The sequence below is a fragment of the Rhodoferax sp. GW821-FHT10B06 genome, assembly GCF_059415605.1.
In genome coordinates this window covers 12,669-35,588 of sequence record NZ_JBWKNO010000018.1, presented here as the reverse complement: position 1 = coordinate 35,588, position 22,920 = coordinate 12,669, and the positions used below count along the sequence as shown (strand labels likewise).

The following is a 22,920-nucleotide window of genomic DNA, read 5'->3' as shown; positions in this document are numbered from 1 at the left end:
TACGGAGACAGCCGTTGAAGCTCGCAACTTATGGCAATGCATAACCTATACATCTCCTAAAATTCTGCGATTTCAATCGAATGGCGCCATGGCATCCACACCACGCTTTTATGTCTTCTTCCTCGTTCTACTTCTGGCCGGATGCGCTACTGGCATAAAAACGGACCAAGCCACCGGTACCCACTCCTTCGGATTCCAAGACCTTGCACTCAACCCAGCCAACGGCGGAATAGCGGTGGGGGTAGATGCTCTACGGCCTGGCGACATCATTCTCACGGCGGATAACGGACTGAACTCCTCCGGCATTCGTCTATTTACACTGTCACCCGTCAGCCATGCGGGAATGTACGTCGGCGATCAACAAATTGCGGAGGCCGTGGGCGAAGGCATACGCCGACGAACAATCGCTGAACTGCTGGCACAAGAAGCCACCGTCGTGGCCTTTCGGCATCCTGGAATCACACCGGAAAACGTTGCCAGAATGGGAAACTTCGTAGACCAGCACGTGGGTCAAAAATACAACTATATGGGGGTCATGCTCCAAGCTCCTTTTACGTTGGAGCGGCGTTTTTGCGAACTGCCCCTGGTGCCATCCACCATACGGGACTTCTGCATCCGCGGCGTGGCTGCCGTACAACTTGGACTGGGGCGCAACGACCAGTTCTTCTGCTCGCAATTCGTATTGGAGGCATATCGCAGCGCCGGGCTTCCACTAACAGATGCTGATCCGCGTCTGATTAACCCCGGCGACCTGCTGCATATGCGGGAAGGGGACATCCCGTCAGTGAGAACCCACCAGACTCTGCAATACGTGGGCCATCTCAAAGCACCTCCGCTGGCCATTGCGGCAACCCAGCCAGAAAATTAAGGCCGCGACCGAAGTACTCTCGCCATTGTGGAGTTGAACAAGGTCACGTCCTCAATCTGAGGAATGTGTCCCACGCCAGGCAAGACAGTAAGCTGCGCACCGGGTACCAGAGCCTGGAGCTGTTGCGCCTGGACGAGCGGCGTGATGCTGTCCTGCTCACCCCAAACCAATGACACGGGCATTTTGAGGCGGCGAAAATTTTCCGGCTCCACGCTGGCAGGCGATTCGCAGCCCATCGCAAATTGGTAAGCCCAATCTCCCAGACCTGCGCTGAAATCCTGGTTCTTGAAAGGCTGCTGGTAAATCGCCGTGCGCGCCGCCGTCACTACGTCTTTGCGTGCCACAAACCGGCGCAGCAAGAACTGGCTGAAAGCCGGCTCCGTCGCCACCGCCGCCACGATGCCAGTACGCAACATACGCCAGGAAAGCACCGCCTGCAACCACTCCGACGGGACACAGGCAGCTTGCGGCACGGCATGCAGACCAATGGCTGCATCCAGTAGTACCAGATGTCCGATACGACTGCCATCCAGCATCGCAGCTTCTACGGCCGGCCCGCCGCCAAATGAATGCCCCAACAAGGTTACAGGTTGCCGCCCCATTTGCTCGAGCACCGCCAGAATCCGCTTCGCCTGGGTATGGCGGCTGTAGTCCCCATTGGCTGGCAGCGTAGTGAATCCAAAGGGCGGCAGATCCAGCGCAACGACGTGGTAGCCCGCTGCCGCCAGGGCATCGGCGTTGCTCACCCAGGTGCCACTCCAGGCACCGGTTCCATGAACCAAAAGCAGAGGCTTGGCATTCTTAGCGCCCCATTCGCGCAGATGCACGTCCACATCTACGGCATGTACCCAGCGGTCACCAGTGGGGCCGCCTGTACCGCGCGGCAGCGTTTCCGTTGCGCTGATGCGAATTTGGGCGTAGACCAGCCAGCAGCCAACGACCAGCAACAACAAGACCCCGACGTAGCCCATACCTTTGGCAAAGCCAATGAGCAGACGAACCAATAAAGACCGTTCAGTAGTCAAAAATATGCTCCACCTGCACGCCCGCTGCAGCCCACTCACGCAGCGCGGCACCGAGCTGTGGCACGCTGGCGGTCGCCACAATGCGCTTACGCCCGGGCTGGGTGAGTATGGGTTGCTCAAAAAGCAACTTATCGACTCCCTGCGCAGGCCGCCAATCCGCAGCCCCCACCAGACTCACCAAAATGATGGACCGGTTACCCGCAATTTCGCGGAAATCGACACCCTGGGCTGCCAGCGCCTGGGCGTAAACCATAAACGCCTCATAGCGTGGGACGGTGGCCAATGCCGCACCATCGGGCAGCACCTTGAGTATCTTCAGGTCTGGCAGCACCGGATTGGATGAGGGTGCAGGCTGGGTCACGATGGCCGTGACCAACAACGGTGTGTCGTAAATCGACTTGGTCGCCAGCTTGATGAGCTGCCCGTAAATCGCCTTGATGCCATATTCGGTTGTCAACGCAAAGCGGCGCTCCCATTTACGCAGCATGTCCGGCCCCTTCCAGGGCACTACCGTCCACAAAGTCTTGAGCTGGCCCCAAAAATCGTACTCATACCAGGGTAAAACTCGGATGAAGTCCACATAGTCCTGGGCCACCCGCGCAGCGTGTTGGTCTTCTGGAGTACGCGTACCCGTGGTCGCTTGGCTCAAACGCCCAATCAGGCTTTCATAGACGGCTCGCAAGCTGTACTCGACCGACGTGCTGACGCCAATCACCATCACCATGAGATGGTAGCCAGGGTTCAAGGCATACCCTTGCGCCCGACTCTCATCAAACACCGCCTTGTAACCCTGCCAAAACTGAACCACATGGCCTAAAAAAGGAAACTGGTCCGGGGGCGACTGCTTGGCAAAGCTTGCATATTCGGCAGGACTGAACACTAAAAACCACTCTGGATACGTCAACAGAGTCTGCTCGACGCCGCGCACATGTTCGATCGGCGTCACCGCCCCGTCTGCAGGACGGGCATCCGGCACAGCACCACCGGCAACAGCAGCGAGGCCCAAGGCCAATGTCGCACAAATAACCCGCATGGATTTCACGCCAACTCCTTGCGAAAAGCCAGCAGTACGTTATCGGACGGATCGCGCGCCTGCAACAGATGAGGCCCCACATTCTGCAAGCCATGCTGGCCCAGGTACGCAACCCAGTCTGCGATCGGCCGGAAGTAGCGCAGCTCTGCCTTGTTCTGTGCCCAGGGCACACCCAGCCCCGCATTGAACACGGTGTGGGCAAGCGAGACAAAGGCATTCATCGCATCAGACTTCACGTCATGGTCCCGCAAAATAAAGGTGGCACCTGGCTTCAGCACACGCACGATAGACGCCACAAAGGCCGGCAATTTGTCCAAAGGGCAATGGTGCAGGCCTATGTAGCAGGTCACCAAATCAAACGTATTGTCTGGCAGCTGTGCAGACAGCGGAGCATAGTCGGCCAAAGGTACAAAGCTGCCGATTTTGCGCAGACCACCGCGCTCCACAATATCCACAGGTGACCAACCTGGCGCCAGGTCATTGACCAGCACCACCGGGCCACGTACATCCAATCGTTTACGCAATGTGCTGATGTAGCGTCCGGTACTGCCAATTTCCATATAGCCCTGGATCTGCCTCTGCGTCCCCAACAACTCCAGCGTCTGGCGGGTCATTTCATCCTTCTGTTTAAACAGCGATGGCAGCGCATACGTCAGATCCGCATGGAAAGGCTTGATGTGCGGTAACTGCTGCTGCAGATCACGATAAATCGCTTCGTCCGAATCGAACTGGGCGCAGCTGCGTTTGATCAGCGTATGAAAGCGATCTTCAGGGTACAACCGGTAGATGTTCTGCAAAAATTTATAGAAAGCATCATGCGAATGCACGTCGCCAAAAACGGCTTTAAATTCTGAGGCGGGTTGGACAAATTGCATCATGGCAAAGTAGGTGCGTAATAGGTGTCCCACAGGACGTTACGGAAGCGAAAGCTGGGGTCGAGTCGGCGTTTAAGTGCAAAAAGTTCTTGCGCGCGTGGGTAGGCCGCATGGAACTGCGCGGGCGTCGCATGCGGCTGGTAGGGCAGGTAATAGCTGCCGCCGACGCTGATAGCGGCGTCAATTAGCTCACGGGTCCAAACCGCGACGCGGTTCTTGGCGTTGTCCCGAGTGCGCTGCTTGTAGTACAGCACGAAGGCAAAAGTTTCTCCACGCGCCCAGGCCATCAAGGCCCCCGGGTCCGCCTGGGCGTGTCGTACCGATACGTTCAACGCATTGACGCGAAAGCGCTGCAATATCTCTGCCATCTTGGGCACAAACACATCAAACTGCTCCACTGGCACAAAATACTCCTGCAGAACATAGGTGGTGTGCTGACGAGATGCGGGCTCCAGTTCAGCCACGTCGTAACTGGCTTCAAAATTGCGCCAATGCACCTTGCGCCGCAGATACAGCAAAGGGTCAATCAGGAATTCGCGCCGCCATTTACCTAGCGGAGTCTCCGAGACGGCCCACACGAAGTACCGTTCCACCGCGTAGCCGATGCCCCCCTGGTGCAAGCGCCGTGGCTCCGTGACCGCATCTTCAGTTTGCACCCAGGTTACCGAGCGGGCTCGTTGGTAGTTCGGCGGGTACAGATCGGCATTGTGAAAAATCGCGTCAGGCGAATGGCGCACTTTGGCTTTAAAGTGCTCCAGATAATCCTTGACCGAAAGCTTTTTTGCCACACGCTTGATCCGCACGTTGTCAGCCAGCGACAACTCAACTTCCACGATCACACCCAAACCACTGTAGCCACCAATCACCCCATAGAACAGCTCGCTGTTACCCGCTGGCGTGACCTCCACCACGGATCCATCGGCCATGACCAGCTTGAACCATCGCACGCTCAAAATCACCGGCCCTAAACCCATGTATCGCCCGTGCACATTCACACTGAGCGAGCCGCCCACCGTGAAATTGGCATAGGTCTGCATGATCTTCACCGACAGGTCGTGCGGATCGATAAAACGCTGAATGTCACACCAGCGTATCCCTGCCTGTACGCGTATGGTCTTTGCCATTGGGGCAAACAGAATCACACGGTTCATCTCACGCATGTCCAAATGCAGGCTTCCAGGGCTGGCAGTTTGGCCACCCATGCTGAAGTGGCCCCCCCCCACAGACACGGGGCCGTCCGTCCGTGTCACTGCATCCACCACCTCCTCCACCGTAGTGGGTTTGCTGATCGCCCATACCGAGACCGGATTCAAACCCGTCACATCATTTACTACCAGATTCGCGTTCTGCATATTCACCGCACCACTAAAAAGTCCTGGGCATCACGCAAGTACGTATGTGCTGCAGAGCCAGCACCTTTGCGAACAAACTGCCACACCAACCACGCAGCCCCCACTACTGGCACCAAGCCAAACCACAACCAAACGGCCGAGTAACCACGGTCGTGCAATCGTTGTCCACCCGCGGCAACCAGCGCCCACAAAGCCAAAGGATTGAGCAAGTAAACCACCGAGGTACCCAGCAGCGGACGCAATACGCTGTCGGCCACCATAAAAACCAGCAGCAAAACGAGCACGCGAGCCCAAAATGCGCCACGCGCTAACAGGCCACGGCACCGGAAAAACTTTTGAAACAGCGACATATTCTTCCTCACATCAAAGCTCGCACACGCCCGTACAAGCTCTCCAGACTGACATCTGCAGCAACCATAGGCCGATCCACATTCAAACCAACACGGTTAAACATCCCGCGCCGGAACGGCCGGACCATCGCGCCGCCCGGCTCGACACGGCTGAAATACGAGCCCCACAAATTGGTCAAGGCCATGGGAATCACCGGCACCGGTGCGGCCTCCAGAATCTTCATGATGCCGCCCTTGAACTCCTGCAGCTGGCCGTCCTTGGTCAGCCCGCCTTCGGGGAAGATGCCCAGCAAATCACCATCTGCCAGCACCTTGGCGGCGGCGGCAAAGGCAGCCTCGTAAGCCTCCGGGTCTTCGGCGCGCGGCGCGATGGGGATGGCCTTGGCCAGGCGGAACAACCAGCCCAGCACCGGCACCTGGAAGATGCGGTGGTCCATCAAGAAGGTGATGGGGCGCGGGCTGGCTGCCATCAGCAGCACCGCGTCCACAAAGCTCACATGGTTGCAGGCCAGGATGGCCGCGCCGTGCACCGGGATGTGCTCGTCGCCCTGCACCTTGAAGCGGTACACGCAGTGCGACAACAGCCAGGCCACGAAGCGCAACAGGTACTCGGGCACCAGCATGAAGATGTAGAAAGCCACCACCGCATTCGCCAGGCCGGTGAACAGGAATATCTGCGGAATGGTGCAGCCCGCGCCCAGCAGCGCGCCGGCCAGCACCGAGCTGGCGATCATGAACAGCGCGTTCAAGATGTTGTTGGCAGCGATGATGCGCGCCCGGTGCGTGGGCTGGCTGCGCAGCTGAATCAACGCGTACATAGGCACGCTGTACAGCCCGGCAAACAGGCTCAGCAGCGCCAGGTCGGCCATCACCCGCCAATGCGCCGCCTGGGCCACGAAGGCACCCAGGCCCATCACTCCCGTATCGGGCAGGCCGCGCGATGCAAAGTACAGGTCCACCGCAAACACGCTCATGCCGATGGCACCCAGCGGCACCAGTCCGATCTCCACATGGCGGCGGCTCAGCACCTCGCACAGCAGCGAGCCGGTGCCGATGCCGATGGAGAACACCACCAGCAGCAGCGTGGCCACCTGCTCGTCGCCGTGCAGCACTTCCTTGGCAAAGCTGGGGAACTGGCTCAAGAACACCGCGCCAAAGAACCACATCCAGCTGATGCCCAGCAGCGAGCGGAACACCACCAAATTGCCGTGTGCCAGCTGCAGGTTGCGCCAGGTCTCGGTGAACGGGTTCCAGTTGATCTTCAGGCCCGGGTCGGTGGCCGGCAGTTGCGGAATCGCCTGCGCCACGCAACGCCCCACCAGCGCCAGACCCACGCAGCCAATGGCCACGGCCGTGTGGCCCACCTCGGGCACGGCCACCAGCAGGCCGCCCACGATGTCGCCCAGCAAGATGGCCACGAAGGTGCCCATCTCCACCATGCCGTTGCCGCCGGTCAGCTCGGCATCATTCAACACCTGCGGCAGATAGGCGAACTTGACCGGCCCGAACAGCGTGGAATGCAGGCCCATCAAAAACACGCAGGACAGCAGCACCGGCACCTGCACCGCCACATTGCTGGTGAAGAAGCCATAGGCCGCCAGCAGCATGATGGCGATCTCCAGGTTCTTCACCGCACGGATCATGGCCGTCTTGGGGAACTTGTCGGTCAGCTGGCCACTGGTGGCCGAGAACAGCAAAAACGGCAGGATGAACAATGCCCCGATCACCAGCCCGGCCATGGCCGGCGGCAGCCAGCTAACGCTGAGCTGGTAGGTCACCATCACCGTGAACGAGAACTTGAACAGGTTGTCGTTCGCCGCGCCGGAAAACTGGGTCCAGAAAAACGGCGCGAAGCGGCGCTGCTTCAACAGGGCGAACTGGTTCGGATGCGCAGCGGCGGCAGGAATATCGGCTGTCTGTGTCGTCATTTTTATAAACCCAATATGGCTGTAGCGCACATTCTATGTGCGGGTAAAGCTATTAAAAATATAGCTGCGTGGGAGTTCTGAAGCTGTGGCTCTGGCGGACTTTACACACTGTACTGGCTAGTCATGACGTGCGGTGCGATCGGCCCACGCTGCCGCGCCACGCAGCCCAACACCGGCCAGGCCACCATGGCGGCCACCACATGCTTCAGACTATGGCCAGACACCCAGCCTGCCGTCCAGGCAAACACGCTGTGGTCGCCCAACTCCAGCAGCTTGGCCAGGGCATACAGGGCGACTACGGCACCTAAAGGCAGCCCCCAGGCACCAGCGACCGGCCGGCACATCGCCAGCAGCACCATCAGCAACATGCCACCGCCTTGCAACACCGCCCAAGGCAGCAGATTGCCGGAAATCACCCACACGCCAACCGCATAGGGGCCACACACCAGCACTGCGGCCATGGTCGCTACCCCCGCCCTGTCGCTGACACGGTCGGCCACCGCCAGCCCCAACAGGCCCGCGAATGCCACCACCATACCCAGGCGGTCGACCGCCAGGCCGCCGTCCCCTGGCTGCCAGTGATAGGCGCTGGAGCAGAATGCCGTCACCACCAGACCCAGAAAGAACAAGGCCGACAAATCGCGTTGCACACTGCGCACCAGGCTGTAGCGCCACAGCTGCACCAGCCCCCAGGCACCGCCCACGGCAAAAGGCAGATTGCTCAGCACATCCATCGCATGCGGCACACCCCACCAGGCCCGCTGGTCGGCAAACGCATGGTAGTGGTCGTACTGCGCCACGGCAGGCCCGAGGCAGGCGAACAATAGGGCCGAGGCGCAGGCCCATAGCAGCCTGGTTTCAAGCGAGGACAAAGATGTTTTCACAGCGGCTTCTTTCAATCGATAAGAGGTGCGCCAGTGTCTTGTCGAGAGTCCGATTGGACATCCAATATTCGATACAGACTAGCTAATTGCACCTAAAAGTATCAATAATCAATACCCATGAGCACCACCGCCGACCTCGTCACCGCCCTGAAGAAGGAACTCAAAGCCGCGCACATGACCTATGCCGACCTGGCCGCGCAGCTGGGCGTGGCCGAGTCCAGCGTGAAGCGCATGCTGGCCAAGGGTGACATGCCGCTGTCGCGCGTGGACGCCATCTGCCGTGCGCTGAAGCTGGACTTTGCCGAGCTGGCCCGCCGCGTGGCCGATGCCCAGCCGCTGCTGGCCGGCCTGACGCAGGAGCAGGAGCGCGCCGTGGTGGCCGACAAGAAGCTGCTGCTGGTGGCGATCTGCGTGCTGAGCCAGTGGACGCTGGAGCAGATCGTGGCCAGCTACCGCCTGAGCGAGGCCGAGTGCATACGCTGCCTGGCCCAGCTGGACCGCATCGGCATCATCGAGCTGCGTCCGCTGAACCGCTACCGCCTGAAACTGGCCAAGACCTTCCGCTGGCTGCCGCACGGGCCGGTGATGCAGTTCTTCCGCGAGGATGTGCTGCTGGACTACTACAACGGCGGCTTCGACGGCCCTGGCGAGGGCCTGCTACTGGTGCACGGCAGCGTCAGCCGCAGCCTGGCGCCGCTGTTTCTGGAACGCTTGCAGCGCGTGGCGCAAGACTTTGCGCAGCAGCACCTGGCGGATCAAAAGCTGCCCGAAGCGGCACTGGAGGGCTACACCCTGCTGCTGGGCATGCGTCGCTGGGAGTTTGCGGCATTTACCGCATTGCGACGCTGAAACGCCACGGCTCAACGCCCACCAACCGTTCGCCCTGAGCTTGTCGAAGGGCCCTTCGACAAGCTCAGGGCGAACGAGTTGCTCATGCCGAAACGCTATCCGTAAACACCGTCAACACACCCGTATACCCATACAGGTTCTGCCGAGCGATCTCACCCGCGGCGAAGAAACCCACCAGGGGCACATCGCCCAGCGCGCGGCGCACGATTTGCAGCTCGGCGCTGGGGCCGCCAAAGTGGTCGCCGCCGCGGCCGGTGCAGCTCACATACACGGCACCGGCAATACGCCGAGCCGGGTGCGGGGCGGATTCGGCCTCGGGGGCGGCGAGTGCGGCGGCGATCTCTACCGACAGCTCCTCGGGCTCCAGCTCTTCGCGGATTTCGGCGCAGATGCGCACCAGGTCGGAACGCGCGGCCTGCATATTGCGCTGGCAGAAGGCCAGCCGGGTGCCGACCTCTACCGAGTCGGCAATGGCAATGCCTTCGCGGGCGGGGTCCAGGCCGATGATGTGGCGCACCACCACGTCGCTGCCGAAATGCGCGGTGCGCAGCACGGCATCGCCGGCGGGCGAGCGCGCCAGCCCGACCAGGGTGTTGCGCACCTTGGCCAGGGCCTCTTGCGGCTGGGCCAGGTTCACGCCCAGGTCGTACAGCAGCACCGTCAGCGCGGGCTGGCCGTCCAGCTCCAGCACCAGGTTGCCGTCCGAGGCGGTAACCGTGCGGTTGGCACTGATCGGCTGGCAGCCCTGGGTGATACGCGACACCAGGTGCACGCCCTCGGCAAAGGCCACGCCGCTGAGGCCGCCGCTGAACACGCCACCGGCCGCGCCATGGCCCTTGATATTGCCGTTGCCACCGACCGCGAACTGTACCGAACGGGTGCGGCTGGAGGCCAGGCCGCCGAACAGGTAGCCGGTGTCGGTGCGCAGGGCCATCTCGGCCACCAGCTCGGTCAGGTCGTGGGTATTCGCATCGGCATGGACCAGGGCGGTATGCGCCTCGAAACCCAGGCCCAGCGGCGCCACGCCGGAGAACACCCGGTACTGGTCGGCCGGCAGGTCACACAGCATGACGCTGAGCGCGGGTTCGTCAAAGTACTCCACATTGTTGGCGGCAATACCTATGCCCACGGTGCCAGACCAGTCTGTCACCTCGGGCAGCTCGCCACTCAGGTGGTCCAGGATGTCCTGCGCATCGCCGGCGTAGTGGTCGGTGATGTAGAGCAGGCCCAGGCTGGGCGCGTTGGCGTAGTCGGGCAAGGCCATCTGCGCGCGCAGCTGGGCCAGCACCAGGCCAGCCGCCATACGCCACTGCGGGTGCGTGGCATGGCCATGGGGAAAGAGTTTGAGGGCAGGCATAGGCCTCGGGTCCGAAGAAATAAAGCCTCAGCCTACGCGTTTTTTGGCAACAGCTTTTTTAGCAGGGGCTTTTTTGGCGGGTGCCTTCTTGGCGGCGGCCTTGGCCGGGGCAGACTGGGGCTCGGCCGCGGGCTTGGTTTTGGGGGTGGCGGCCTTGGCGAACTCGCCCACGCTTTTCAGGGCCTCGGCTGCGAAATTGCTGGCCAGGTCCTTGCTCTTTTCCAGCGCGGCCTGGGTGCCAGCGTCTTTCAGCGCGGCGCCGGCAATGTGCTGGAACTGCTCGGTCAGCGAGCCCCACCATTTCAGCGGGTCCACCACGCCGGGCAGCGGGGCTGCAGGCTCGGCTTGTGGCTCGGGCGCGGCGGCCTGGGGTGGAGGCGCGGGTTCTGGTTCCGGTTCGGGCTCGGGTGCCGCCTCGGGCGCGGGAGTGGGTTTGAGCTTGAAGGCATTCGCCAGGTCGGCCATGCTGAAGTTCATGCCCTTCAGCGTAGCCAGGGTCATTTTCTGCACCTCCAGCGCCTGGATGGTGGCTTTCAACGCCACCGCGTTCTGGTCCAGCCAGAACTGCACGGCCTTCAGCTCGGTGATGCGCTTTTCCAGCTCTTCCACATTGATGGTGGGCGCCACCCAGCCGCCGAGTGGCGACGCCGGCGCTGCACCAGCAGCCCCCTTGCCCAGGTTCTTCAGAAAATCAAAGCCGGGCACGAATTTGCTGAAATCAAAGGCGGGTGTATCGCTCATAAAGTCTCCTAGGGTGTTGCCGCACAGCTTACTCCAACAGACCCGCAGATCCCCCTACGCTAACCCCCATGGCGAACCAGACTGCCTGCACGCCAGGAACCCGTGGAACCGGCTCTGCCGGGCCACTGGGTTCCCCCCAAGCTCAGTGCTTGTGCTCAGCCATGCCGACTGGGGCCATGGTGGCCACGGGCAGCTTCAGGTCGAGCTTGCTTTCCACGCCCTTGGCGTCCTTAAAGGTCAGGGTCAAGGGGATGGTGCTGTCCTTGGGCAGGGCGGCTTTCAGGTCCATCAGCATGACGTGAAAGCCGCCGGGGCTCAGGGCCACGGGCTTGCCGGCGGGCAGGTCCAGGCCGCCCTGCACCGGGCGCATACGCATCACGTCGCCGTCCATCTTCATCTCGTGCACCTCGGCCAGGCCGGCCACGGGGGTGGACACGGCCACCAGCTTGGTGTTTTCCTTGGCGGTCAGGGTCATGAAGGCGCCGGAGGCCTTCTGGCCCTGCACGCTGGTGCGGGCCCAGGCGTCTGAGACTACTACGTTTTGAGCATACAAATGCCCGCTAGCGCAGAGAATAGCTGCGGCAATAGCTATGAATTTCATAGTAATCAAGGCCTTAATGTTGGTGGCCGCCGACGTGCTCGGACGGGATGATTTCCAGCATGGCTGCGGGCGCTTTCAGGTCGTGCGCAGATTTACCGGGGGCCGGAATCTCGGCCCAGTCGATGCTGCCTTGTTCGCACGCTTGCAGCACTTTGAACCACATCGCACCGGCCTCACCAGGCAGGCTGCCGCGCAGCACGAATTCGTCGAAGTAGGCATCGGGCAGCGCGTTGCCAGGGGATGCGGTCCAGGTGATGCTGGTCACACCGTCGGTAATCTGCTTGCCGTGGTCATCCAATGGCTTGTCCAGCTTGCCAACCACCGTGGACAGCACCCAGCCCGCCTTGGGCATGGGCTTGGCGTCTTTAAAGCCGGCCGGCACGGTGACGCGGATGGCCGTGGTGGCCGCGCCGTTGCAGCCGTGGCCCACGCGCAGGGCCGCGCTGTAGCCGGTATTGCCCAAGGCGGCGGGCTCGGCCAGAACAATATGGGCAAAAGTGCTGCTGGCGCTCACAGATACTGCGCAAGCAGCTACGAATTTAAGAGCAAAAGAAAAAGACATGGAACACCCTCTGGATCAAGACGAAACAAGCCTCCAGCGCAGATAAAACTTGCGCTAGCAGCTATACATTTGATAGTCAGAGGAAGGTCGGCGGCCCGCGTGCGGGCAGGGGCGCGGCGGTCAGCCAGGCCAGGCGCGCAGCGGGAATGCTGCGCAGCGCATAGACCAAGGGTTGGGCCGGTGCTACGCGCAGCTGTACCTCGGGCGGCGGCATGCCACCACCGGTGATGCACAGCGGGCAGTCGCCCATCTGGCTCACCACCTGGCTGCTGCCGTCGGCCGACTTGACCAGCAGCTTGACACTGCCCACGCTGGAGCACACCAGCTCCAGCGACTGGTGGTTAACCAGCGGCGCGGCGATCGCCACACCCAGCGACAACACAAAGCACAGCAGCGCCCAACGGGCAATGGCGTGTGTGTGGCGCAGGAAGAACATGCGCCGATTATCCATAGATAGTGCGATGGATCAGGCGCTGCACGGATTGCCCTGCGCCGCACAAGCCGCACAGAATCAGCCGCACCACCATGTCCGCGGCCCAACCGCCTCCACACCATGAAACGACTCATTCTTTCCAATGACGGCACCTGGAACTCCCCCGACCAGGAAGACAACGGCGTGTTGTCGCCGACGAATGTGGTCAAGCTGCACAACGCCCTGGCAGGGCATGGCAGCGACGGGGTGGAGCAGCTCGCCTACTACCACCCCGGCGTGGGCGCCAAGGGTCAGCTGCTGGACGCCATTGCCGGCGGGGCCGTGGGCGCGGGCATCAGCAACCACATCCGCAGTGCCTACCACTGGCTTGCCACGCACTATGTGCCGGGCGACGAGATCTACATCTTCGGCTTCAGCCGCGGCGCCTTTACCGCGCGCAGCCTGGGCGGGCTGCTGGGCCGGGGCCTGCTGGACCTGCGCAGCGCACCGCCCAAGGACGCCTGGGCCCGCGTGGACGCGGCCTACCAGGCCTACCAGAAGTACACAAAACGGTCGCTGGACGACCGCCAATGGGCCGCTGGCTGGAGCTTCTTCCACGGCCTGGACGCCACGCCGGTGCGCTTTATCGGCGTCTGGGACACGGTGGGTGCGCTGGGCGTGCCGGACGACCTGGAGCTGCTGAACCTGTTCGACAGGTCTGAAAAATGGCGCTTCCACGACACCAACCTGGGCGCCCACGTGCAAACCGCCCGCCACGCCATGGCGCTGGACGAAGTCCGCGCCAGCTTCACCGTGACACGCTGGGCCAATGCCGACCAGCACAAGGACGCCACCGAGCTGTGGTTCCCCGGCGTGCACTGCGACGTGGGCGGCGGCTATGCGCACAGCGACCTGTCCGACGGCGCGCTGTCATGGATGATGGAGCAGGCCAGCCTGGCGGGCCTGGCATTCCGCCCCGGCGTGCAGGCGGCGCTGCAACCCAACCCGCTGGGCGTGCTGCACAACTCCTACAAGGGTGCCTTCGCCAAGCTGCGTTCACGTCCGCGCAATATCGAGGCCATGGTGACCGCCAACGCCGCGAGCTTCCACCCTAGCGCCTTCGTACGGCAAACCATGTCGCCCATCGCCTATCCGGCCTACCACCCGAGCTACGCACTCGCCCCGGGTGAAAGCCGCACGGTAGACATCTACGCCGACACCCAGTGGAACCCTACCGGCGTGTATATGGACCAGGGCCAGAAATACATCTTCAGCGCCACCGGCGAATGGCTGGACAGCACCGACGCCTGCGACTGGCGCGGCACCGAAAACCACGACTACACCCTGGGCGACGTGGTACGCGCGGGCGGCACTGCGCTGGGCAAGGTCGAGGGCTGGATGAAGAAAGCCACCGGCAACGCGTCCACCGACTTCTGGCTGACCAAGCGGGTGGAGGGCTACCGCTGGTTCACCCTGGTGGGCGCGATTACCAACGACTCGGGCATAGGCTCCATCGTGCCCAACGACGGCAGCCCCAACCCACATGAATACCTGGACCTGCCGGTGCACGAGAAGCAGGCCTTCGTGGTGCAGCACCCGGGCTACCTGTTCTGCTTCCCCAACGATGTATGGGGCCTGTACAGCAACAACCACGGCAGCGTGCGGCTGACCATCACGCGCACCGAGTAAGCGTTCGGAGCGGCAGTGTCATGCAAATGACACAGCAATGCCGTGGAGCCGTCACATCAACGCGTGACACTGGCGGGACATCGCTTTGACAAGGAGCCGCCATGTCCTATTTGACGCCCATCCTGTGCCGCAGGAACGCCGATGCTGCAGCAGTTTGACGCAGGCCGCGCCGGCTCGGCGCCTTGGCTGGCGGCCCTGCAGCCCAAGCCTGGCAGCACAGAGCACGACCATGACGACGACATCGGCCATGGCCAGCGCTACCGCTGCATCTTCATCTCGGACCTGCACCTGGGCACGCCCGGCTGCCAGGCCGAGCCGCTGCTGCGCTTTTTGAAGACCCACCCCAGCGACTACCTGTACCTGGTAGGCGACATCATCGACGGCTGGCAGCTGCGCCGGCGCTGGTACTGGCCGCAGGCCCACAACGACGTGGTGCAAAAGCTGCTGCGCCGCGCCCGCAAAGGCTGCCGCGTGATCTTTGTGCCCGGCAACCACGACGAATTCGCGCGCGGCTTCGTGGGTCACCACTTTGGCGGCATCGAGGTGGTGCAAGAGGCCGTGCACGTCACCACCGATGGCCGCAGGCTGTGGGTGGTGCACGGTGACCACTTTGACGCCGTGGTGCAGTACGCCAAATGGCTGGCCTACCTGGGCGACAACCTGTACGAGCTGACGCTGAAGCTGAACCGGCACCTGAACAGCTTTCGCGCGCGCATGGGCCTGCCCTATTGGTCGCTGTCATCCTACCTGAAGGGCAAGGTGAAGACAGCGCTGAACTACGTAACCGACTTTGAAGACGCCGTAGCCGCCGAGGCCCGCAAGCGCGGCCACCACGGTGTGGTCTGCGGCCACATCCACCGCGCCGAAATGCGCACCATCAACGGTACGCTGTACTGCAACGACGGCGACTGGGTGGAAAGCCGCACCGCCCTGGTCGAACACATGGACGGGCGCCTGGAAGTGCTGCACTGGCAAGATCCTGTAGAAGCCACGCCCAGCGCCGCCATTGCCGCGCCACGCCCCAAGGCCGCAGCCGCCGTGGCCAGCCTGCCCGCCGAAGTTGCGCGCTAAGGCAGGCAGCACTTCATCACGCCGGATACGCGCCATGCACAGCACCGTACCCACCTGCGTCCGCAAGCAAATTCACCCGTCTGTCACACGGCCTGTCACCGTTTCGTCACCCCCTGTCACCCTCTTGTACCGTTCACATTGAAGGAGCCACCATGTCTGATTTTTTCGAGCAACTCAAGATCCAACGCTGGGACGACCACCGCTACTACCACCACAGCCGCATCAACCAGTCGCTGCACCTGGTCAGCGCGGTCAGCTTCGTCTGTGCCTACGCACTGCTGTTCAAGGACCCGGCGCTGGCCGCGCTGCTGGCCTGGCTGGTGTCCATGACGAGTCGCCAGGCCGGCCATTTCTTCTTCGAGCCCAAGGGCTATGACGTGGTGAACCAGGCCACGCATGAACACAAGGAAGACATCAAGGTCGGCTACAACCTGCGCCGCAAGGTGGTGCTGATGGCCATCTGGGTGGCATCACCGCTGCTGCTGGTGTGGCAGCCCAGCCTGTTTGGCCTGCTGGAGCCGCACACCGGCTGGGAAAGCTTCGCCCGCAACACCGGCCTGGTCTGGCTGGCGGTCGGCGTGGGCGGCCTGGTGTTCCGCACCGTGCACCTGTTCTTCATCAAGGACGTGGAGGCCGGCCTGGTGTGGATGACCAAGATCCTGACCGACCCCTTCCACGACATCACGCTGTACTACAAAGCCCCGCTGGCCTTGATGCGCGGTGAACTCATCGAACCACGCCAAGCCCACCACGCCTAAACCAACCGGCGCCCCTGCTTCGCGGCAGGGGCTTCGTCCCGTTTAAAACTTCTTCGCCAGCATCTCCTTCAGAACCCGGCGCTTGATGGACTTGTTGGTCAGCTCCGGGTTATGCCACCACCAGCCATCGGCCTGCATGGCCTGGGCGGCGCGCACAAAGCGCTGTGCCACGGCTTCAAAGTCCACATCGCTGTAGTTCAGGCTGAAGATGAAACGCCCCGTGCCCACCCAGCTCAAAGCCAGGCCTTCCAGCCGCAAATAATGTTGAAGCAAAAAGTTGTAGCAGGCCGGCTGGGTGTAGAGCACGGTCCAGATGGACGACATATTCGCCACCTGCACCGGCAGGCCGGCCGCCTGCAGGCGCTGGTTCAGGCTGGCAGCGCGCTGGTCCCAGCGCACGTCCTGCCCGGCGTACAGGGCCTGGATGGGCGCTGTGTTCAGGCTTTGCAAAAACACATTCATGGCGCCCATCACATAGGGGTGGGCGTTGAAGGTGCCGCGCGCAAAGCAGATGTCGGCCGGCGCCTCTTCACGGAAGCGTTTCATCCACGCGTGCTGGCCGCAGACCACGCCCACCGGCAGGCCGCCGCCCAGGGTCTTGCCGTAGGTAACCATATCGGCCTGCACGCCAAAGTATTGCTGCGCACCGCCGGGTGCCAGGCGGAAGCCAACGAACACCTCGTCGAAGATCAGCGCAATGTTTTTCTCGGTGCAGATCTCGCGCAGCTGTTGCAGCCAGCGGGTGTAGGCGGCGCGGTCGTAATGCGCCTGGCGCGAGCTGTCCAGCAGCGACGAATCGCCGGGCGCGCCGATGTTCGGGTGCAAGGCCTGCAGCGGGTTCACCAGTACGCAGGCAATGTCCTTGCGCTTGCGCAGCACGCGCAAGGTAGCCTCGCCCATGTCCTTCAGCGTGTAGGTATCGCGCTCGGTCACGGGGTTGCCGATGCCGGGCTGCACATCGCCCCACCAGCCGTGGTACGCGCCGCAAAAACGCAGCAGGTGCGTGCGCCCGGTGTGGTAGCGCGCCAGGCGCACGGCCTGCATCACCGCCTCGGTGCCGGACATATGGAAGCTCACCTCGTCCATGCCGGAGATGGCCTTGAGCCGCTGCGCGTTGTCGGCCACCACCGGGTGGTAGGAACCCAGCACCGGCCCCAGCTCGGCCACCAGGGCACTGCCCTGGGCGATGCTGTCCTTGTAGAAGTCGTTGCCGAACAGGTTGACGCCGTAGGAACCGGTCAGGTCGTAGAACACATTGCCGTCCATATCGGTCAGGGTCACGCCGCTGGTGGACTGCACAAAAGAGCCGGTCTTCAGCGCCTTGCCGAACAGCTCGCGGAACTGGTAGGGCAGCTTGTAGGCGGCAATGAATTGCATGTCCGAGATATCGCCCTCGGCCGCACGCGTCAGCGCCAGGCTTTTGGCATAGCGCTCGCCGAATTGCGCGGCGAGTCGGGCCAGCGCGGTCTTGCGCAGGCCCACCACTTCAGGCGGCGCACCGTCCAGACCAAAGGCCTGCGTTTCGTCGTAGCGGTAGCTGGGCAGCTGGGCCGCCATGCGGCGCGCCATGCGCGGGTGGCCGGTGAGCGAGCGGTGCTTGGCCAGCGACAGCTCCAGCCGGGTCTTCACACGTGTCGCACCGTACAGCAGGGCACCGCCAGCGGCGGCGTACAGAGCCAGAGTTTCATTCACAACATTTTTCCTTTCAAAAGAGATTGACCATGCAGATACGCCAGCACATCCAGCAACTGCTGAAGCAAGAGGACCTGAACTTTTTGCTGACCAACCGCCTGCCCCGGCGCTGGTTGACCCAGGCCATGGGCTGGTTCAGCCAGATTGAGCAGCCGCTGGTGCGCGACGCATCGATTGCGGTGTGGAAGTTCTTCTCCGACCTGGACCTGTCGGAGGCAAAGAAAACGCATTTCAAAAGCATGCACGACTGCTTTACCCGCGAGCTGAAAGACGGCCTGCGCCCGCTGGCCATGGACCCTGCAGTGATGAGCAGCCCCAGCGACGGCATCGTGGGCGCCAGCGGCTCCATCCAGGGCACGCAGGTGTTCCAGGCCAAGGGCTTTCCGTACACGCTGGAGGACCTGCTGGGCGATGAGGCGCACAGTGGCGAATGGCGCGACGGCTACTTCGTCACGCTGCGGCTCACATCCAGCATGTACCACCGCTTCCACGCCCCGCAGGACTGCACGGTGGAGAAGGTGACCTACTTCTCGGGCGATACCTGGAACGTGAACCCGATTGCCTTGAAGCGGGTAGAGAAACTGTTTTGCAAGAACGAACGCGCCTTCCTCAAGACCCGCATCACCGGCGACGGCCCGGCCCAGGGCCAGCCGATTGCGCTGGTGCCGGTGGCGGCGATCCTGGTGGCCAGTATCCGCCTGCATTTTCTGGATGTGCTGCTGCACCTGAAGTACAAAGGTCCGACCACCCTGCCCTGCAATGCCAGCTTCCGCAAGGGGCAGGAGATGGGCTGGTTTCAGCACGGCTCCACCATCATCGTGCTGGCGCCCAGGGGCTTCACGCTGTGCGAAGGTCTGCGCGAAGGCTCGGCGGTCCGCATGGGCCAAGCCCTTATGCGCTGGGAACGCTAGTTGCGCTAGTAGCGCTGGGCAGAAGGTGCGGCGCCAGGCTGAAATGGCCGCCGTGGCACTGCACCACGGTGCGTAGCGTGCCCACAAAGCTGTCGTACACCGCCGCCCAGCCCAGGTGGGCCACGCTGGCCGCCGCCTGCTGGCGCATGGCCTGCAGCACGGGCCGGTCGCTGGCCAGGGCCACGGCCGCCTGCACAAACTGCATTTCTTCGCCCAGCGGCACCAGCATGCCATTGTGGCCAGGCCGCACCACATTGGCCGCTGCCGCATAGTCGTAGGCCAGCACCGGCACGCCGCTGGCCAGGGCCTCGGGCACCACATTGCCATAGGTTTCGGTGGTGCTGGGGAACAAGAACAGGTCGCCAGATGCGTAATGGGCAGCCAGGTCTTCGCCCTGGCGCAGGCCAGCGAAATGGGCGTGCGGGCAGTTGTCCTGCAGCAGCTTGCGCAGCGGGCCATCGCCCACCAGCACCAGCTTGGCATTCGGTACGCGGGCCTGGATGGCGGCAAAAGCCAGCACCACCGAACCCACATTCTTTTCCTTGGCCAGGCGGCCCACGTGCACCACTGCCAGATCGTCCTCGGCCACGCCCCAGCTGGCGCGTAGCGCGCTGGAGCGGCGGGCCGGGCTGAACTGCGACAGCTCGACCCCTCGCGACAGCACCGACACATTGCGGTAGCCGCGCGCCTGCAGCGCCGCCACCAGGGCCGGCGTGGGCACCAGGGTAGCCATGGTGCGGTTGTGCAGCTTGCGCAGGTACGCGTCTATGGGCGTCTTCAACAGGCCCAGTCCGTAATGGCCGGAGTAGTTGTGGAAATTGGTGTGGAACGAGCTGGTCACCGGCAGCTGCAGCTTGCGCGCGGCCGTTACGGCCGACCAGCCCAGCGGGCCTTCGGTGGCGACATGGACCACGTCGGGCCGCATCTGCTGCCACAGCTTGACCAGCCGGTTCTTGGACGGCAGGCCGAAGCGGAAGTTGCCGTAGCTGGGAATCGGTACGCCGGGGGACAGCACCTCGTCCAGCCCCTCGCGCGGGCTACTGGCCTCGGCGCCGGGCTGGCGCGGGCGCACGATCTGTACCGCATGGCCACGCTGCAACAGCCCCTCCACCAGGCGGCCCAGGGTCATGGCGACCCCGTTGACCTCGGGCGGGAAGGTCTCTGTCACCAGTGCAATCCGCAGACTGGACGGGTGGGCAGCGAACGATTCGACAATGATCTCTTCGGTGTTTTTCACACGCCCGAGGCTACGGGCTGCTAATTTCAGATTGATGATGCTTTTATGGCAGTTTCAAGACAAATGCATGCCCACGCCGCTCATCGCTTGCGCGTCACCAATGGCCCGCCCCGGCACCGCTGCGCACGGCTGTGGGCACGTCCGGCGACGGGCTGACTGCCAGCTGCGCTGCCTGCGCCATGCCCCGGCTGTCGTCCAGCACAGCCGCGTCTTGCTGCAGGCTGTTCGCAGGCCGTGCGCCAGATATGGCATTCGGCACGCAAGGGCGATGCAATGCAGCATCACAGGCCGCTGAGCTTGAATCCACGTCCGCCTGCAGCCCAAATACAGCACCGGGCTCCTTGTCGCGCAAACTGGGTACTGCCACTCTCTCGAAATAATTGCCCTCCATCAGCACATGGGTGTGCGGATCGTCCGCGTCCAGCGCATGCCAGGAGCCGTCCTGGAAATAGTTGTTCACCAGATGCACGAACACATCGGCCTGGATGCGGGGCCCGCGCCCGGCAAAGTCGTGCAACCAGTTGTAGGCCATGGTGACGTTGCCATTGCCGTACAGCAGCAGGTTCCAGTAATGCTTGCCATTGCACATGGCCGAGTAGGTGTTGCGGCCGTCGAACTCGTTCCACGAAACCACCAGGTCTGTCACCCGGCCCTGGTGGTCGCCGGTGCCGGTCACCAGCATCTGGCGACCGATGCGGCTGAAATAGTTGTGGTCTATCCACACCTGGCTGGCCTGGCTGATGGTGATGGCATCGCCGCCAAACACCAGACCCTGGTTGATGTCGGTAAAGGCCAGGTTGCGCACGATGATGTTGTGCACCCCGTTTTGCAACAACAGCCCCTTGCCCTTGATGGCGCCTGCCGCGCCCACGCCCAGCAGCGTCTTGTTGGAGCCGACCAGCATGCCGCGCACTGCCGCCTTGCGGTAAGTCACATCGAACAAGGGCTTGCCGTCACAGTGCGTGTCTTGCGGATGCATGACGAGCGTAGCCTCGGTTTGCAATGGCGCGGTACAAATGCTGGTGGCATGGCAGGCCTGGATGTGGCCGGTGGACTCCGTGTCGCTCAGGTCGATGGTGGACGCCACTTCGATGGTGCGCGGCGCGTCGTCGGTGCAGACACCGCCCACCGCGCTGTGGCACAGGGCGTACTTGAGTTCGTCCGGCGTGCTGACACGTACCGTCGGCCCTGCCCCGCCCCCGGTAATCCCCCGCGCCATGTCCAGCGTGGTGGAAGGCGCGGCCAAGGCCACAGCACTGCCAGCGACGAACACCATGCAACACCGAAAAATAAATCTTTGCAAAGACATGCAGGTCCACCTGTTTCATTCACAAGTGCGCAGCCTAGCCTGCCCAAGTTAAGGCAATGTATAGAGACGCTACGCAAACTCAGGACAAGGCCGCCAGCTCCGCACGGGCCCGGTGGTGGCGCAGCGTGATCAGACCCATGGTGACCGCCACCAGCAGGCCAAAGCACCACAGCAGCTGGTGCAACTCCAGCCGCAGCGCGGTGGCGGCCGCATACAGCGACAGCATCAGCAGGATGCCAGCGTTCTCGTTGAAGCCCTGCACAGCAATCGAGCGCCCGGCCGTCAGCAGTTGCTGGCCCCGGTGCTGCAGCAGGGCATTCATGGGCACCACGAAGAAGCCGGCCAGCCCACCCACCAGCATCAACAGGCCCGCCGCCCAGCCCAGTGAGTGCACGCCCACCATGCAGGGCACCAGCAAGCCCATGGCAATGCCCAGGGGCAGCACGCGGGTAGCTTGCTCCAGGCGCAGCATTTGGCTGGCCAGCGTGGCCCCGGCGATCACGCCCACTGCCGTCACTCCCTGCAGATAGGCCGCCTGGCTCAGCGCCAGGCCCAGCGCAGACTCGGCCCAGCGCAGCACCACCAGCTGCAAGGTGGCACCAATGCCCCAGAGCAGCGTGGTCACCGCCATGGATACACCGCCCAGCGGGTCGCGCCACAGCGTCAGGTTTTCTTGGAAGAAACGGCGCACCAGGTACACCGCGTGGAAGGAATGCCGGGGGTAACGCACGCCGCTGTCCGGCACGCTGGCGTTCAGCAGTGCAGCAAGCAGGTACAGCAGCAACAGGCCCAGCATACCGGCATGCAGCGAGGTGGGCGTGGCACCCACGGCCACCGCCAGCTCGGGCGGCAGCAGATTGCGCAGCTGCGGACTGACCAGCGCCCCGCCCAGCACCGTGCCCAGCAGGGCCGCGCAGACCGTGCTGCCTTCGATATAGCCGTTGGCCCGCACCAACTGGTCGGCGGGCAGCATTTCGGTGATCAGCCCGTACTTGGCCGGTGCGTAAACCGCCGCACCCAGTCCGGCCAGGGCCAAAGCCAGCATCGGGTCCGAGCCCGCCACCAGCAGCGCAGCAGCGAGGGCCTTCAGCAGATTCGCCACTACCATCACCCGGCCCTTGGGCCAGGCATCGGCCAGCGCGCCGACAAACGGCGCCAGGAACACATAGCACAGGGTGAAGCTGAGCTTCAGCAGCGGCACGGTCCAGGCCTCTGCCGCAAGCTCCAGCATGCGGGCGATGGCCACGATGAGCAGGGCGTTGTCGGCCAGTGCGGAGACAAACTGCACCGCAATAACCCGGTAGAAAGCTGGCATGGTGGAGGCACACAGGTAGGCGCCGCGCCACGGACGGTGCGGTCAGCCCGCGATTCCAACAAAACCCTGTGTAGCCTGTGTGACGCTATGGAGTATTTATG

22 protein-coding genes are annotated in these 22,920 nt (G+C 62.9%); 6 read left to right on the top strand and 16 right to left on the bottom strand.

All coding sequences use genetic code 11. The features are described from left to right. The first annotated feature begins 88 nt into the window (after positions 1 to 88). Complete coding sequence (locus AC07O2_RS21785) at positions 89 to 868, top strand: C40 family peptidase (RefSeq protein WP_495234359.1); 780 nt, start codon at positions 89 to 91, stop codon at positions 866 to 868. Here AC07O2_RS21785 and AC07O2_RS21780 read toward each other — a convergent pair. From AC07O2_RS21780 to AC07O2_RS21750, 7 genes are all read right to left on the bottom strand, one after another. Further along, positions 865 to 1,893 (bottom strand): alpha/beta fold hydrolase, encoded by a 1,029-nt coding sequence (locus AC07O2_RS21780; RefSeq protein WP_495234358.1) that lies wholly within the window; start codon positions 1,891 to 1,893, stop codon positions 865 to 867. The genes AC07O2_RS21785 and AC07O2_RS21780 overlap by 4 nt on opposite strands. Then, entirely contained in the window at positions 1,883 to 2,935 is a 1,053-nt protein-coding gene (locus AC07O2_RS21775) for a hypothetical protein (protein ID WP_495234357.1), read from the bottom strand. The genes AC07O2_RS21780 and AC07O2_RS21775 overlap by 11 nt, the downstream gene beginning before the upstream one ends. Continuing rightward, on the bottom strand, positions 2,932 to 3,801 hold the full coding sequence (locus tag AC07O2_RS21770) for a methyltransferase domain-containing protein (RefSeq protein WP_495234356.1): 870 nt from the start codon (positions 3,799 to 3,801) through the stop codon (positions 2,932 to 2,934). Before AC07O2_RS21770 ends, AC07O2_RS21775 begins: the two co-directional genes overlap by 4 nt. Beyond that, on the bottom strand, positions 3,801 to 5,153 hold the full coding sequence (locus AC07O2_RS21765) for an FAD-binding oxidoreductase (RefSeq protein WP_495098613.1): 1,353 nt from the start codon (positions 5,151 to 5,153) through the stop codon (positions 3,801 to 3,803). The genes AC07O2_RS21770 and AC07O2_RS21765 overlap by 1 nt, the downstream gene beginning before the upstream one ends. A gap of 2 nt (positions 5,154 to 5,155) precedes the next feature. After that, the gene (locus AC07O2_RS21760; protein ID WP_495098612.1) at positions 5,156 to 5,503 is read right to left on the bottom strand and encodes a DUF805 domain-containing protein; all 348 of its coding nucleotides are present in this window, start codon (positions 5,501 to 5,503) and stop codon (positions 5,156 to 5,158) included. An 8-nt stretch (positions 5,504 to 5,511) separates the two neighbouring features. Next, positions 5,512 to 7,431: an MFS transporter gene (locus AC07O2_RS21755; protein WP_495234355.1), complete on the bottom strand. Its 1,920-nt coding sequence runs from the start codon at positions 7,429 to 7,431 to the stop codon at positions 5,512 to 5,514. A gap of 101 nt (positions 7,432 to 7,532) precedes the next feature. After that, complete coding sequence (locus AC07O2_RS21750; RefSeq protein ID WP_495234354.1) at positions 7,533 to 8,315, bottom strand: hypothetical protein; 783 nt, start codon at positions 8,313 to 8,315, stop codon at positions 7,533 to 7,535. Between the two features lie 117 nt (positions 8,316 to 8,432). On the opposite strand from AC07O2_RS21750, the gene AC07O2_RS21745 reads away from it, so the two are divergent. Beyond that, complete coding sequence (locus AC07O2_RS21745; RefSeq protein WP_495234353.1) at positions 8,433 to 9,164, top strand: helix-turn-helix domain-containing protein; 732 nt, start codon at positions 8,433 to 8,435, stop codon at positions 9,162 to 9,164. An 82-nt stretch (positions 9,165 to 9,246) separates the two neighbouring features. Here the strand turns inward: AC07O2_RS21745 and AC07O2_RS21740 are convergent, their stop codons facing one another. The 5 genes from AC07O2_RS21740 to AC07O2_RS21720 all read right to left on the bottom strand — a co-directional run bounded on the left by AC07O2_RS21740 (position 9,247) and on the right by AC07O2_RS21720 (position 12,876). After that, on the bottom strand, positions 9,247 to 10,521 hold the full coding sequence (locus AC07O2_RS21740; protein WP_495234352.1) for an FIST signal transduction protein: 1,275 nt from the start codon (positions 10,519 to 10,521) through the stop codon (positions 9,247 to 9,249). Between the two features lie 27 nt (positions 10,522 to 10,548). Then, on the bottom strand, positions 10,549 to 11,262 hold the full coding sequence (locus tag AC07O2_RS21735) for a PhaM family polyhydroxyalkanoate granule multifunctional regulatory protein (protein ID WP_495234351.1): 714 nt from the start codon (positions 11,260 to 11,262) through the stop codon (positions 10,549 to 10,551). Positions 11,263 to 11,404: 142 nt separating this feature from the next. Next, entirely contained in the window at positions 11,405 to 11,863 is a 459-nt protein-coding gene (locus AC07O2_RS21730) for a copper chaperone PCu(A)C (RefSeq protein WP_495234350.1), read from the bottom strand. 13 nt (positions 11,864 to 11,876) lie between these two features. Continuing rightward, entirely contained in the window at positions 11,877 to 12,425 is a 549-nt protein-coding gene (locus AC07O2_RS21725; RefSeq protein ID WP_495234349.1) for a YcnI family copper-binding membrane protein, read from the bottom strand. A 76-nt stretch (positions 12,426 to 12,501) separates the two neighbouring features. Next, positions 12,502 to 12,876: a DUF2946 family protein gene (locus AC07O2_RS21720; RefSeq protein ID WP_495234348.1), complete on the bottom strand. Its 375-nt coding sequence runs from the start codon at positions 12,874 to 12,876 to the stop codon at positions 12,502 to 12,504. 102 nt (positions 12,877 to 12,978) lie between these two features. Here AC07O2_RS21720 and AC07O2_RS21715 point away from each other — a divergent pair, with 102 nt between their 5' ends. From AC07O2_RS21715 to AC07O2_RS21705, 3 genes are all read left to right on the top strand, one after another. Next, positions 12,979 to 14,526: a T6SS phospholipase effector Tle1-like catalytic domain-containing protein gene (locus tag AC07O2_RS21715; RefSeq protein WP_495234347.1), complete on the top strand. Its 1,548-nt coding sequence runs from the start codon at positions 12,979 to 12,981 to the stop codon at positions 14,524 to 14,526. 141 nt (positions 14,527 to 14,667) lie between these two features. Further along, positions 14,668 to 15,597: a UDP-2,3-diacylglucosamine diphosphatase gene (locus AC07O2_RS21710; protein ID WP_495234346.1), complete on the top strand. Its 930-nt coding sequence runs from the start codon at positions 14,668 to 14,670 to the stop codon at positions 15,595 to 15,597. Positions 15,598 to 15,749: 152 nt separating this feature from the next. Next, positions 15,750 to 16,355, top strand: coding sequence for a hypothetical protein (locus AC07O2_RS21705; RefSeq protein WP_495234345.1), 606 nt, complete (start codon positions 15,750 to 15,752; stop codon positions 16,353 to 16,355). A 42-nt stretch (positions 16,356 to 16,397) separates the two neighbouring features. On the opposite strand, the gene AC07O2_RS21700 is transcribed toward AC07O2_RS21705, so the two are convergent. After that, positions 16,398 to 18,047, bottom strand: coding sequence for an aminotransferase class III-fold pyridoxal phosphate-dependent enzyme (locus tag AC07O2_RS21700; RefSeq protein ID WP_495234344.1), 1,650 nt, complete (start codon positions 18,045 to 18,047; stop codon positions 16,398 to 16,400). Positions 18,048 to 18,076: 29 nt separating this feature from the next. Here AC07O2_RS21700 and asd point away from each other — a divergent pair, with 29 nt between their 5' ends. Continuing rightward, the gene (gene asd, locus AC07O2_RS21695; protein WP_495234343.1) at positions 18,077 to 18,958 is read left to right on the top strand and encodes an archaetidylserine decarboxylase; all 882 of its coding nucleotides are present in this window, start codon (positions 18,077 to 18,079) and stop codon (positions 18,956 to 18,958) included. Here asd and AC07O2_RS21690 read toward each other — a convergent pair. From AC07O2_RS21690 to lplT, 3 genes are all read right to left on the bottom strand, one after another. Then, positions 18,939 to 20,195, bottom strand: coding sequence for a glycosyltransferase family 4 protein (locus AC07O2_RS21690; protein WP_495234342.1), 1,257 nt, complete (start codon positions 20,193 to 20,195; stop codon positions 18,939 to 18,941). The genes asd and AC07O2_RS21690 overlap by 20 nt on opposite strands. Before the next feature lie 94 nt (positions 20,196 to 20,289). Further along, on the bottom strand, positions 20,290 to 21,471 hold the full coding sequence (locus AC07O2_RS21685; protein WP_495234341.1) for a pectate lyase family protein: 1,182 nt from the start codon (positions 21,469 to 21,471) through the stop codon (positions 20,290 to 20,292). A gap of 112 nt (positions 21,472 to 21,583) precedes the next feature. After that, the gene (gene lplT / locus AC07O2_RS21680; protein WP_495234340.1) at positions 21,584 to 22,819 is read right to left on the bottom strand and encodes a lysophospholipid transporter LplT; all 1,236 of its coding nucleotides are present in this window, start codon (positions 22,817 to 22,819) and stop codon (positions 21,584 to 21,586) included. Positions 22,820 to 22,920: the final 101 nt, after the last annotated feature.